The sequence below is a fragment of the Pseudomonas sp. IT-P100 genome (assembly GCF_949767185.1).
GTDB classification, from domain to species: Bacteria; Pseudomonadota; Gammaproteobacteria; order Pseudomonadales; family Pseudomonadaceae; genus Aquipseudomonas; species Aquipseudomonas fluorescens_B.
The window spans coordinates 154,317-167,666 of the sequence record NZ_CATKQK010000003.1 but is presented as its reverse complement, the minus strand read 5'-3'; the positions used below and the strand labels follow the sequence as shown (position 1 = coordinate 167,666).

12 protein-coding genes are annotated in these 13,350 nt (G+C 53.7%); 6 read left to right on the top strand and 6 right to left on the bottom strand.

Annotated elements, in window-relative coordinates:
* Positions 1-12: 12 nt before the first annotated feature.
* Positions 13-966 (bottom strand): carbon-nitrogen hydrolase family protein, encoded by a 954-nt coding sequence (locus tag ACM6IQ_RS02810; protein ID WP_192418025.1) that lies wholly within the window; start codon positions 964-966, stop codon positions 13-15.
* 56 nt (positions 967-1,022) lie between these two features.
* A complete protein-coding gene (locus tag ACM6IQ_RS02805; RefSeq protein ID WP_192418024.1) occupies positions 1,023-2,474 on the bottom strand; it encodes a glutamine synthetase family protein in 1,452 nt (483 codons plus the stop codon).
* Between the two features lie 190 nt (positions 2,475-2,664).
* Here ACM6IQ_RS02805 and ACM6IQ_RS02800 point away from each other — a divergent pair, with 190 nt between their 5' ends.
* The 6 genes from ACM6IQ_RS02800 (at position 2,665) to ACM6IQ_RS02775 (ending at position 9,187) form a co-directional block, all read left to right on the top strand.
* Positions 2,665-3,180 (top strand): DUF1097 domain-containing protein, encoded by a 516-nt coding sequence (locus ACM6IQ_RS02800; protein ID WP_139049937.1) that lies wholly within the window; start codon positions 2,665-2,667, stop codon positions 3,178-3,180.
* A 69-nt stretch (positions 3,181-3,249) separates the two neighbouring features.
* On the top strand, positions 3,250-3,945 hold the full coding sequence (locus tag ACM6IQ_RS02795; RefSeq protein WP_192418023.1) for a cysteine hydrolase family protein: 696 nt from the start codon (positions 3,250-3,252) through the stop codon (positions 3,943-3,945).
* Between the two features lie 187 nt (positions 3,946-4,132).
* Complete coding sequence (locus ACM6IQ_RS02790) at positions 4,133-5,008, top strand: VOC family protein (RefSeq protein ID WP_192418022.1); 876 nt, start codon at positions 4,133-4,135, stop codon at positions 5,006-5,008.
* A gap of 432 nt (positions 5,009-5,440) precedes the next feature.
* Complete coding sequence (locus ACM6IQ_RS02785; protein WP_192418021.1) at positions 5,441-6,535, top strand: alkene reductase; 1,095 nt, start codon at positions 5,441-5,443, stop codon at positions 6,533-6,535.
* 47 nt (positions 6,536-6,582) lie between these two features.
* On the top strand, positions 6,583-7,470 hold the full coding sequence (locus tag ACM6IQ_RS02780; protein WP_192418020.1) for a DMT family transporter: 888 nt from the start codon (positions 6,583-6,585) through the stop codon (positions 7,468-7,470).
* 460 nt (positions 7,471-7,930) lie between these two features.
* Entirely contained in the window at positions 7,931-9,187 is a 1,257-nt protein-coding gene (locus ACM6IQ_RS02775) for an OprD family porin (RefSeq protein ID WP_192418019.1), read from the top strand.
* Between the two features lie 192 nt (positions 9,188-9,379).
* Here ACM6IQ_RS02775 and ACM6IQ_RS02770 read toward each other — a convergent pair whose 3' ends face one another.
* The 4 genes from ACM6IQ_RS02770 to ACM6IQ_RS02755 all read right to left on the bottom strand — a co-directional run bounded on the left by ACM6IQ_RS02770 (position 9,380) and on the right by ACM6IQ_RS02755 (position 13,277).
* Entirely contained in the window at positions 9,380-10,720 is a 1,341-nt protein-coding gene (locus tag ACM6IQ_RS02770; RefSeq protein WP_192418018.1) for an OprD family porin, read from the bottom strand.
* A gap of 130 nt (positions 10,721-10,850) precedes the next feature.
* Positions 10,851-11,405 (bottom strand): OsmC family protein, encoded by a 555-nt coding sequence (locus tag ACM6IQ_RS02765; RefSeq protein ID WP_192418017.1) that lies wholly within the window; start codon positions 11,403-11,405, stop codon positions 10,851-10,853.
* Between the two features lie 180 nt (positions 11,406-11,585).
* Positions 11,586-12,206 carry a DJ-1/PfpI family protein gene (locus tag ACM6IQ_RS02760; RefSeq protein WP_192418016.1) on the bottom strand — a complete coding sequence of 207 codons (621 nt, stop codon included), beginning with the start codon at positions 12,204-12,206 and terminating at the stop codon, positions 11,586-11,588.
* 153 nt (positions 12,207-12,359) lie between these two features.
* Positions 12,360-13,277, bottom strand: a complete 918-nt coding sequence (locus tag ACM6IQ_RS02755; RefSeq protein WP_192418015.1) for a LysR family transcriptional regulator — start codon at positions 13,275-13,277, stop codon at positions 12,360-12,362.
* Between the last annotated feature and the right edge of the window lie 73 nt (positions 13,278-13,350).

Genomic DNA, 13,350 nt, shown 5'->3' with positions numbered 1-13,350 from the left:
TAAAAGTAGTTTTTATTTTTTTACAAACGAGTCGTGGTTGTGGATCGCTTGTTGACGCGTTCGATCGATCGAGACGCGGAATACGTCCTGTCGGGAGTAGTGGCCAGTGGGGTCGAAGTTGTGTCGCTCTTCGCGCACACGGCCTAGATCGGCATCGAAGGAAATGATCTGTTCCTTGCCATCCTCAGCCTGCGCGACAACCTGCCCGGAAGGGTCGACGATGCACGAGCCTCCTGTGAATATGACGTCCACGCCGTCGTCTTTGAGTGCGTCGTAAAACACAAAATCCTCAGGCACGTCCGACAGCGAGAGAAGGCCGCTGGAGCTGACTACCCAGACTCTGCCTTCGGTGGCAATCAGTTGCCCGGCATTCTTGATCGCTGACGCGTTGCCTGGCCACACGCTGACATGAATGTCCTCGCCTTGCGCATAGAGCGCAAAGCGAGCCAGCGGCATCCAGTTTTCCCAGCAGTTGAGGCCGCCGACCTTGAACTCGCCAAAGTCGTGGGCCTGCAATCCGTGACCATCGCCCGGTGCCCAGCAGAGACGTTCGTCGAACGTCGGGACCAGCTTTCTGTGGACCCCAAGTAGACCCCGCTCGGGGTGAATGGCCACGAGCGTGCAGTAGATTGAGCCGCGGCCTTCTCGTACGCCGCGCTCGTTGATTCCCAGATAAACGCCAACGCCATAGTCACGACTGGCCTCGACGATCAAATTGATTTCGTGGCCCGGCACTTCGACGGCTGCCTCGAGAAACTGCGAGTACGCACGTTTCTGAAGAGGGTCATCGAAGGCCGATCCATTGGTGCGGCATATCCAGAACGGGTAGCCGCTCAGAAACGACTCCGAAAACACCAAGAGTTCGATACCCTGTTCGCTCGCTTCCTTGATCGCGTCGATGACGATCTGGCATGTCCTGGCTCGATTGAGCCAGGCAGGCCGCAACTGAGCTGCGCCAATTTTCATAGTTAACCTCCTGGTTCTTGAGTTCATGAGTACGCTTCTGAGCAGCTAACGCTCAATTAGTACATTTCGAAGTATTCAGACTGTTCCCAATCGGTGACTGCGGAGAGGAAGCGGTTGGCTTCAAACTCCTTCAACATCACCATGTAATTGTGGAAAACAGGCCCCAGTTCTTCCTTGAGCACTTCGTTGTTCTTGAACGCGACAATCGCTTCCATCAGGCTCATCGGCAGTTGCGGACGATCCGCCAGGTAGGCAGCCTTGACTGCTTCACCTGGATTGAGCTTGTTCGCGATGCCGTTTCTGCCCGCAATGATCTGCGAGGCGATGTACAGGTACGGGTTCGCCGTCGGTTCACCCACACGGTTTTCGATGCGCGAAGCCTTGTCGCCAGGACCGCCGATCGAACGCAACATGGAGCCGCGGTTTTCGTGGGCCCAGGAAGCCTTGTTCGGGGCAAAACCGTCTGGCCGGTGGCGTTTGTAGCCGTTGACGGTCGGGGTGGTGAGCAGTGCGGTACCCGCGGCGTTTTTCAGCAGACCGCCCATGTAGTGCATGCCCAGTGGCGACAATGGACCTTCGTGATCTTCTCCTGCCATGAACACGTTGTTGCCATTGTTGTCCACGACGGACTGGTGCATGTGCCAGCCACTCGGGAACACGTTCTGTACCTTCGGAATTGCCATGAAGCTGGCGTGCAGGCCATTGCGGCGGCACAGCTGTTTGACCGCCGAGCGGAACAGCAGTGCAGCGTCGGCCGCTTGCATGGCGTCCATTGGCAGGAAAGTAACTTCGCATTGACCAGGACCCCACTCGTCTTCGAGGGTTGCTAGTGGCAAGCCGAGCTTCTGGACATTCTCATGAATGAACGAAAGCAAGCCTTCCACTTCGTCGCCCCGGTTTTCCGTCAGGTACTGATAGCCGTGCTGGATCATCATGACTTCAGGCGGTGCTGCCGGGTTGGCGCAAGATTCTGGCGAAAGCTTCGGATCCAGCAGTTTGAAGACGTAGAACTCGAACTCCAGACCCACGACCATGTTCAAGCCGTCGGCTTTCAATTTCGCGATCTGGTCACGCAGGATCTGCCGCGTCGAGAACGGGCAGGGCGCACCGTTCGAGAGGTACGCATCGCTCAGGCACCAGCCAGTGTCTTTTACCCAAGGGAGCACACGGAATGTGGTCGGATCCGGTACCAGGATGCCGTCCGGCAGACCGATCATCTCAGGTACGCCAAGCGCGTTCTCAGCGCCGAAAGGAGGGACGATCGGATGGTTGGTCGTGTCGAAGATCGCTGTAACGAGCTGGAAGTCCTTACCGCTGTGCAGGGCGGTCTTGAATTCTTCGACGGTTATCGTTTTCCCGCGAACGATACCGTGTTGGTCACCCCATCCCAGACGAATAAAGCGTAATCCTTCTTCCTCGATACGCTGGAGGACACCGGCCGCGGCGCGTTCCATGTCCTCAGTCCAGAGGTTGTGACGCTTGATGAAGTGAGCTCTTTCGGTAGACATATCTGGCCTCATTTTTGTTGTGATGCAGCTTGGCTATGACGAATGCGCTTTACGGTTTTCGTCCCTTCGAATGTGGGGGGGACAGTTCCAGCATACAGCTATTTTTCTTTTGCGCGAGAAAAATTTTACTGATATGTTTCTTATGCGTCCTGTTTTTCTCCTTTACGAAAATAATAAGAGGGTAAAACGTATGAACTCTGTTCTCGCAACCGCAATCGGCGTCGGCGTCATGGGTGGCATAGCCACCTTCATGTTCCTAAGCATAGAAACTCTGCTTCTATGGGCCGCTTTTGTTGCCTGGGCGTGCTATTTCGCCTTGGGCGGTGATCGGCCCGCCATCTCACTCAACCTCACGTCAAACGCCTTTGGCGTCGTGGTCGCATGGATTGTTGCGTTGCTCGCACTGGCCAAGCCCTTTCCCGCGCTCCCAGCACCGGTGTGGGTAGGTTTGCTCGTCGCTCTCAGCGTCTTCCTCTACATCATGGCCTCGCGCATATACATCTTCTCCTCGGTCCCGGCAGCGACCTTGGGCTATGCCACAACCTTTGCTTACATCAGCCAGACACCTGGCGCTTTCGCTTATCCAGCGTTGCTGTCCGCCGGGTTTCACAACGTGCTGATAGTGGTCATTGTTTCGATGTCTATAGGAACAGCTTTCGCAGTGGCTTCCGCGAAGCTGTCAGCGGCTTTGACAGCCAAGGCATAAACCGAAGAAACCGCCGCGGGTCCGCTTGGAGCGGGCCACGGCAACTCTGCGCAATCCGAGGAAATACTCATGTCCAAAGACTGGAAAACTGCACGTCGATCGATGTATTACGCGGGGGCGCCAGAACCTGATGATCCTGTGCTTGAGAAAGGCAAGGTGGCGCTACTGGTCATCGATGTGCAAAACACCTACCTGGAACGCCCGGACCCCGCATTGCTCGACGAAATGGAGCGGGCCCGATTCGACGCATGGACACCGTTCCATCAGCGAATGCATGGAACCGTAATTCCGAACCTGGAACGATTGATTGGTGCTTTCCGCCGAGCGGATCTCGAAGTCCTATTCGCGCGCATCGCCTGTCAGAAAGAGGATGGCAGCGATCGTTCGCTGAGCCAGAAAAAGCCCGGCTGGAACAACCTGCTGCTACCTGCGAACGAGCACGCCTCTCAGGTGATCGACCGTCTCGCACCTGCTTCGGACGAGATCGTCGTTCTAAAGACGACAGACAGCGCGTTGACTGGCACCAACCTGCGACTGATCTTGCGCAACTTGGGCATCACCCACGTGGTGTGCGCGGGGCTGTTTACCGACCAATGCGTTTCATCCACAGTGCGTAGCCTCGCCGACGAGAGCTTCGATGTCATTGTGATCGACGATGCCAGCGCGGCCGGCAGCATAGAGCTTCACAACAAAGAGTTGGAGATCCTCAACATGATCTACTGCAATGTGATGACAACCAATGAGCTCTTCGACTATCTCCCTTGAGCCCAAGTCGGCAATTACGGGACGCATGGTGCTGATTCTGAAGGGGTGAACCGCGGTGGAGCTGGTGGCAACTCACAGAGTAGGTGGGGGCCGCCGGCGACCTGAATGCAACAGCGATCAGCGTGTCGATTCGAGACCCAGGGCCCCTAGTTTTCCAGAAGCAGCGACGGCAGGTCGGAAAAATTCGATGAACAATAGTTTGATCGTAAATTTTCAACTGGATCACCTAGTCATCGCCGTGAAGGACCTACCGCGCGCAATTGAAAACTATAGGCAAATGGGATTCAACGTGGTGTCTGGCGGCCGTTCTGAGCATGCTCCCACGAAAAATGCGCGGGTGTTTTTCTTCGACGGGTCTTACCTCGAACTCATTGAGTGGACGGCGCCGGCGCCTGGCGAGAAATGGTACGACCGCCTGACTCAGTATGGAGAGGGCTATGTTGGCTTTGCCCTTCTGCCATCAGACATCACCCGTGCAATCAGTCAAGCAGCGCTTGCCGGCATACATTGTAGCGGGCCTGTTGCGGGTGCGAGCATCAAGTACTCGGACGAGCAAGTGCAGTGGCATTTGAGCTGGCCAGACATCCACGCATTACCCTTTTTATGCAGTGATGTGACGCCTCGCTCCCTGCGAGTCACGGAAGGTCACGTCCGTCATCATCCAAATCTTGCGTTGGGCATTCAATCCATCGCGTTTCGCGTGGCCAAACTGGAGTCCAGCACGCGATTTTATTGTGGGCTGCTGGGAACGAAGGCTGAGCAGGGCCCTGATGAGCTTTCATTGCTCGAATCGGAAGGCGTAGTCGTACGAACATTCAGATTCGGTGGCACTGAGCTCCACCTGGTAACCCCTGTCGACTCCTCGGGCCCCGGTTTGGGAGCATGGCTTTCAAGAGAGTTGAAAACCAAGGGGGAGGGCATCTACGGCCTGTGCATTCGGGGAATCAGGCAAGGCTTTTCAAGCGAGTCGTTATCGGAGCTCAGCCCTGGGACAACATTGCGTGTTGCCTCTGAGGACATGAGTTTACTCGAGCAGATATCGCCCGTCGCCAAGTCCAATTGATGTCGAGATGAGGCTTCACAGTACTTTGGCTACCAAGGGCATTGGATGATCGAAATGCGGACTGCCGAGCCGTTATTTTGTGGTCGCGAGTTGAAGAGAGCAGGGCGCGTTTCAATGGGAAGCCGACGAAGCGAAAGGGTTATTGGCGGCTATTTACCTCCAAGACCCATCAGATCACTCTTCCAGATTTGGCAATTCCGTTAACCAAGTTCATACCTGTATGTTCGTTTGAATCGACTTCATATTGCACACAAGTCACCCAGACACAGTGAATGGGCTGACGAAAATATTTCCAGTGTTGCGCACCTTTCTCAGCGTATTTCCATGAGCTGTCTGCCAGGCGATAACGCCGTTTTCGGATACATGAATTGGAAGCCCCTGCGAAGTGACTGGTCGCTCACAGCTACTTGTAACCGCTATCAAGGAAATTGCATGAAGCCGCTTTTCGAACACATCGTGCTTGGAGCGTTGAAGGCCTCCAATCGAATCATCATGGCGCCTCTGACTCGTGCTCGCGCCACTCGCGACCATGTCCCGACCGAAATCATGGCCCAGTATTACGCGCAGCGCGCCTCGGCCGGTCTCATTATCGGCGAAGCTACCGGCATTTCCCGTCAAGGTGTTGGATGGCCTTACGCACCAGGGATCTGGTCCGAAGAGCAAGTTAAGGCATGGAAGCTGGTGACACGGGCGGTGCATGACAAAGGTGGGTTGATCATCGCGCAACTTTGGCATATGGGGCGTATGGCTCATTCTGCCGTAACTGGTCAGCAACCGATATCGTCGAGCGCGACCGCTATGCCGGGAGACGCTCACACCTATGACGGCAAGAAGCCTTTCGAGGTGGCTCGCCCCCTGGCCGTGGATGAGATTCCAGATCTCATCGCTGATTATGTCCGTGCTGCCAAGAATGCCATGGCTGCGGGTTTTGACGGCGTTCAAATCCACGCGGCGAACGGTCAATTGATGGATCAGTTCTTGCGCGACAACAGCAATATGCGCGCCGATGAATATGGCGGCAGTATTGAAAATCGTGTGCGCCTGTTAGAACAGGTTACGCGAGCGGTGGCGGATGCCATTGGTGCGAATCGTACGGCGGTTAGGCTATCCCCCAATGGCGAAAGCTATGGTGTGGACGACAGCAATCCTGCCCCCCTGTTTACGGCAGCCGCTCAGATGCTGGATGACATCGGTATTGCCTTTCTGGAATTGCGAGAACCGCCACCTAACGGCACGTTCGGTGCAACCGACGTACCGCGGCTTTCTCCACTGATCCGCAAGCATTTCAAGGGGCCGATCATCCTCAACAGCGACTATGACGTGACTCGAGCCCAGGCTGACCTCCTGAGCGGTCTTGCCGATGCCATCAGCTTTGGGCGTCCCTTCCTGGCCAACCCCGATTTGGTCGATCGCCTGCACAAAGGCGCGCCGCTGAACGAGGATGATATGGAGACCTACTACAGCCAGGGTGCAGAAGGTTATACCGACTACCCGACGCTTACAGAGAGCCAGGCAACGCTAGCCTAAACAACTCGAAGCGGCTTACGAATGAATGACGACAAAAAAAAGGCGCGATGGTGGGTGATAGAAAAAGGTCCTGGATTCTACCGGCGTTACTGAGTCTGTTCGCGTTCGCCGCTAACTCGCTGTTCTGCCGCTTAGCGCTAATTGACAGGGATATCGACCCAGAGTCCTTCACTGCAATTCGACTGCTAAGCGGTGCAACATTTCTCCTGCTGCTAGTCAGTATAAGGATGCCGGGCAAGGCAACGGGCGGCAGCTGGAAGGGCGGCGCGTCTTTGTTTATATACGCCTGGTTCTTCTCGATCGCCTACGTCGAACTCGGTGCTGGCATAGGCGCACTAATACTGTTTGGCGCTGTGCAAATCACCATGTTCACGTATTCCTGGCTTAAGGGTGAGCGGGTCCGCACCAGGGTATTGGCGGGAATGCTGATGGCGTTCGGTGGTCTGATCGTTCTACTTCTCCCGGGCGCGACTGCGCCTGAACTCGGTAGCTCGATGTTGATGATGATTTCCGGGATCGCATGGGGCGCCTATTCGCTAATTGGGCGCGGGTCTGCCAATCCGACTGCCGACACCTCTGGGAATTTCCTCAGAAGCCTTCCATTTATAACGTGTCTGGTTTGGGTGGCACTGTTGGGAGATGGGCTGCATGTAAGTGCGGCCGGATCGACGTACGCCGTGGCATCGGGCGTATTGGCATCCGGTTCTGGATATACAATCTGGTATGGGGTGGTCAAACGCATTTCAACCCAGCATGCAGCCATACTTCAGTTGAGTGTTCCGATCATTGCTTCTCTGGGGGCCGTCATCTTTTTGAGCGAGCCCATTTCTCTGCGCTTGGTGATTGCTACGACAGCGGTTCTAGGGGGAGTTGCGCTGTCTTTGGCTTCTCCTCGGCAGGAACGTATCGTTTCAGCCCCGGAAAAGCTTCGTTAGTTACTTCTGTAGAATTTTAATTCTGATTATCAAGTTTGGTGATAAATGATCAAGCGGGGATTGAAGCTTGACATTGTTGCCGAAGATAAGGGAGTGTTGAATAAACTATCATCTAAAGTGATATGCATAATGAGTCGCAAAAAAAACCGCCTGGAAACAGGCGGTAAACCAAAGGGTGGCGCTTAAAAACTTCACCGATATCTTTGCTGGCGAAATATCTCGTTGCCACATTTATCAAATTACCTCAAGGTCAGGCTTTTTTCCATTATTTATATCAATATTAATAATCGACATTGGTTGCTGTACCTGAGTTGTCATTAGTTGTATTTATCGCCTCGCGGCATATGCTGGCTTTCTAATACCAATAAGATCTGAATTCGTAACCAGTCGCCATTTGTTGGTTAACGATCACTTAAGCGTCCTGCCAATAATAAATCCAGTACGTTTTCTTGGAGCATCTATGATTAATCGCAAAACTATCGCGGTGGCGTGTGCGTTGTTCTCGATCAACACACCAACTGCATTCGCCAGTGAGCAGTCCGAGTCCAAAGGATTTGTCGAGGACAGTGACCTGAAATTGCTGTTGCGTAACGCCTACTTCAATCGCGATTATAAAAATCACGCCAATGACGCGAAAGTATGGGGTCAAGGCTTCATCAGTACGTTTCAGTCGGGCTTCACCCAAGGCACTGTAGGGGTGGGGGTGGACGCTTTCGGTCTGCTTGGCGTCAAACTCGACAGTGGTCGGGGTCGAAACTACAAAGCTTTTTTTGATACCGATAGTAATGGGCGCCCGGTGGACGATCTGTCGGAAGCTGGCGCTGTTCTCAAACTGCGTATTTCCAACACTGTGCTGCGCTACGGTAACCAGTTTCCATCGATGCCGGTGCTGGCGTATGACGACTCTCGTCTATTACCCGAGGCGTTTACCGGTACGCTGGTCACCAGCAAGGAAATCGAAGGCCTGGAACTGAATGCAGGTCGATTCACCGCCGATAGCCCGATGGGCGATCCGGCGCGGGATCCGAACCGTCTCAAGAGCATCAACGTGATCGGTGGCACTTACAGCGTCACCGACGCTTTGAGTGTCGCGGCTTATCACTCCGACGTGGAGGACACCTACAAGAAGTACTATGGCAACGTGAACTATACGGTGCCGTTTTCCGAATCCCAGGCGTTGAATCTGGACTTCAACATCTATCGCACCGACTACGACAACGGCTCTCAAGCCGCGCTGGATTTTGGCGGCGATGGCGTCAACGACAGCAATACCATCTGGAGCTTGGCGGCCAAGTACAGCGTCGGCGCGCATTCCTTCATCGTCGCTCATCAGCGTAACAGCGGCGATGCGGGTTATGCCTATGACTATGGCGACGGCGGCAGCACTATTTATGTGGCGAACTCGTACTACTCCGACTTCAACCTAAAGGACGAGCGGTCCTGGCAATTAAGCTACGAGTTGGACTTCGCGGAGTTCGGGCTACCGGGACTCACCTACAAGACTGCTTATGTTCGCGGTAGCAACATCGATGCGGGCGGCGAGCAGGACGGCACCGAGCGTGAGTTCTTCAATCAGGTCAAATACGTGGTGCAGGACGGCACGTTGAAGGATATGTCATTCAAGTTGCGCAATTCGATCTACCGGGCAGACCGCGATGTCGGTCCCAACCTGAATGAAGTCCGGGCCTTTATCGAATACCCGCTGGACTTGCTTTAATCGATTGCGCCGTTCAGCCATTGCATTCCGGGCGCTGTGTAACTTGGAGATGTTGTGGAAATGGCTGCGGCGCAAACCTTCGCACCGTTCTTTGATCGGTGCGAAGGTCCAAGCAGATGCCGGCGAAAAAAAACAGCGCATTCAGGGTATGAATGCGCTGCCAGCTATCTCGAAAGGCAGAGTGTTTTGAGGTTATAGCAGCGGGATGGAGTAACTGACGATCAGGCGGTTTTCATCCTGGGAGCGGGTATTCGGCAGCTCAGTACGCCAAGTGGCGTTTTTCCACATCAGGCCCAAGTTCTTCAAGGCGCCAGACTGAACAACATAACCAACGGTCAAATCCCGTTCCCACTCTGAGGCGTCATCAGCCGCTTTACGACCTGCCGCATTCACGGTATCGATATTGTTCCCGCGTACGTAGACTACGCCAGCAGTCAAACCAGGCACGCCAACTTTAGCGAAATCATAGGAGTAGCGTGCTTGCCAGGAGCGCTCGCCGGCTCGGGCAAATTTCTGGATTTGCATGTCACTGATGATGTATGCCGAAGAACCGTCGCCCTGGTTAAGCCAAGGGAAGTCACTGCTGCCGTTACTGACTTGGTAGCCTCCACCGAAGGTATGACCGGCTACCGAGTACAGGAACAGGCCACTGTAAAGATTGTTATCGACCTTCCCCTTTCCGCTGGGCGCGTTGTAGTTGCCAGTGGTGTAGTAAGTCGAGTCGTGACCATTGGCGCCGTCATCGGAGCTGTTGAAGTAACGCAGGTCGGATTTCAGAACACCCGTACCGATTTCCCAGTTGTGAATCAACCCTAGGAAATGCTGCTTGTAAAAATTGTCCAGGTTTCCGTAATAGTACTGGGCAGTCAGATCCTTTGTGATTTTGTAGTCACCGCCGCCGTAAATAAACTTGTTGCTGTCACGCCCCGATGCTGTGCGGCCATTAGCGCCCGCGATCGACAATTCTTCGTTGTTGCTCGAGTTACGACCCTTGACGTGCTCGATCTGACCGCCGACCAGTGTCAAGTCTTTGATGTCATTCGAAGTGATCTGACCGCCCTGGAAGGTTTGCGGCAACAGGCGACCGTCGTTGGTAACGATGACTGGCAGCTTCGGCTGCAGGGTGCCTAGCCTCAATTCAGTCTGCGAGATCTTGGCTTTGGCGGTTAGGCCTAGGCTGGAAAAGTTATCAACCGCTTCGCCGTTGGACTTGCTTGGGAAAACTATACCGCCATAAGCGTTGTTGCTCGCACCGTTCGTACCTCCACCCGAATCAAGTCGTACGCCCAGCAGGCCTATTGCGTCTACACCGAAACCGACCGTGCCTTGGGTATAACCGGAGGTAAAGCGCAGGTCGAAGCCTTGCCCCCACTCCTCATATTTACTCGGCCCGGTACCATCACGGAGGTCTTGGTTGATGTAGAAGTTACGCAGCCCCAATGTAGCCTTACTGTCTTCTATAAAACCGGCGGCGTTTGCGTTCTGGGCGAGCACGACCGAGGCGACCGCTAAGGACAAGGTGGATCGATACATGTTTAGCACTCCATTTACTATTATTGTTTTGCGCACAGAGCAGAGCCGACACAGCGAAGGTCGGCTCCAAATTGAGGAGGATTAATCAGAGGTTAAAAACGATAGCAGTCACTGACTCAACTAAAAGCCATTAGCCGGAAATGACTTCCAGTTTGGGAACCATACGAATGGCCTTTGAGAAGTTGGCCAGATTAACCGAGGTTTTAGTGGCGACGCGATGCAACTCTTCCACTTTCTCGGTTGGTGCATCGGTATGAATGCGGACGACGAAGCTTACCTCGTCATAGCCTGGATTGACGTTCTCATCCAATCCCAGAAATCCACGCAGATCCAGTTCACCATCGGTTTCAATTTCGAGGCTGTGAATAGTGATTCCCATCACCGAAGCGTTCACTGCATAACCAACGGATAGGCAGGCGTTCAACGCTGCCATCAGTAGTTCTTGTGGGTTTGGCGCTGTGTTTTCCCCCAACAGTTCCAGTGGTTCATCGGCCGCAATTTCAAAGTGACGAGGGTGATCCTGACCACTCAGGTGATAGCGGCTCACAGTCGCCACGCTGCGGGTTTGATGCTGCCACTTAGTCTTTACGTTGAAGCGCGCATGACGTTTGGATTCATCTTGCTTGATGCTTTGCGCAAAATCTTGCAGGGCAGGGACATTGATACCGTTGAGGAAGTTGCTCATATCTAAATCCTGTTTGAATTGTGGATGAAATCAAAACTACAAAGCTGTCGCATGCGAAAGCTCTGTCAGTGCGAATAAGCAAAACTCGAGCACGGCCTTGTTCAACTTTATTGTTGGCGAATTCCGTCTGACGGTTAAAAATTGGTCGCGTACAATGAAGGCTTTTAATGCTGTACTTAATTAAACTTGGGCAGTTTCGTACCATTTTCGATCTGGTGTAGGAAATCGCATGATTTTGCGAATAGTGTCGGCGTTGGATTTGTTCGTCAGCATTTCAATTAACAAAAAGGCAACTTCCGATGCGGTACCGGGACCGCTGGAGGTAATGATATTTTTATCGCGGACGATTGGCTGATCAATGAACACTGCCCCTGTATCAACAAGCTGCTGCTTCCTGCGTCCACCGACTTGATGATAAATCGTAGCCTTCCTGTCTTGCAGCGCTCCGGCACGTCCCAGACTCAGCGATGAAACACAAACGCTAGCGACAATTTTTTGGGCATTCATAAAGTGCTTGATAGCGGCTAGATACGGTTCGCTCAACGCTTCCTCGTAGAATCCGCTGGGTTCGAACCCCCCGGGTAGCGCCAGTGCATCAAAATCATTGAGGTCCAAATCTGCCAGCATTCGGTTTGGCCGAATAGTGATATCGAAAGTAGAAACGATTTCTGGCCTGAGTCCCGCCATTACCAGTTCAATTTTTTCATCTCCCAGTAAATCAGCCCAACCAAGAATGTCGGTAAACGCAGCCATTTCCATTGGCTCAACGCCATTTGCGAGCAGCATCAAGACCTTTTTCACACTCGTTCTCCATCTAACGGCAGGCATCAGCCTGTCTACCGGATTAATGGGCGGGATACTTGATGGTTTGTTCCTTGGTTACAACCCTCGGATTTGCAATAAACAATTCCACTGTGTGAAAAAAACGTGTTGGTGGGCAGCGACATGTGCTGTTCATGCCAATCGCCAACTAGGTTCCGCCTCACGAACAACATCGGCTACCCAGTCCACGAACGCTCGCACGGTAGGTGAAAGGTGACGGTTTTTTGGGTAGATGACAGATAGTGGAACTGAAGGAGCGGAGTAGTCGGTCAGTATGGGCTGAAGGCGTCCACTCATGAGGTGCTGAATCACCATATAGCTTCCTGCACGAATGATCCCCAAGCCTTCGAGGGCGCACGCTACGTACGCATCCGTATCGTTGACGATGAGGCGCTCCGGCATTCTGATACAGCGGTCCTCGCCATCCACAACGTAGTGCCATTCCATCGAACGTGCCGTTCGACTCGATAAGTAGCCCACGGCTTGATGTCCGGCCAGATCCTCAAGGGATTTCGGCGTTCCGTGAAGGGCGAGGTACTCCGGTGAGGCGCATGTTATCCAGTCAAAGCCGCCAATGCGCTTTGCAACCAGCGTCGAAGAGTCTTCAGGGGTTCCCGTGCGGATGACGCAATCAATACCCTCCTGAACCAATTCGACGGTTCGGTCAGCCATTGTCAAAGTCAGTTCGACGTCTGGAAAACGAGACTGGAAGTCCTTGATCGAGGGCAGCACAACAAGGCGCGCTAGGGACAGTGTCATGTCTACTCGCAAGCGGCCACGAGGCTTTCCGGCAGATCCCGGGAAGCTTGACTCGACAGCTTCAACGTCGGCCAGTAATCGCCTGCAGTGGTCGTAATAGAACGTGCCATCCGGGGTCAGGCTGATATGGCGAGTGGTCCGTCGTAACAGGCATACGCCGAGAAATGCCTCCAGATCCTTCACCGCGCGCGTTACCCGCGAAGGCGGTAGGGAAAGGCTATCGGCGGCCCGGCTGAAACTGTGCATTTCGACGACGCGAGTGAAAATTTGCATTGATTGGAGGCGGTTCACTTCATCACTCCTTACCAGAATTTGTTCTCATTCAAGCAATAAGTATGACTTATTACTGTTGAATTCTACCTAC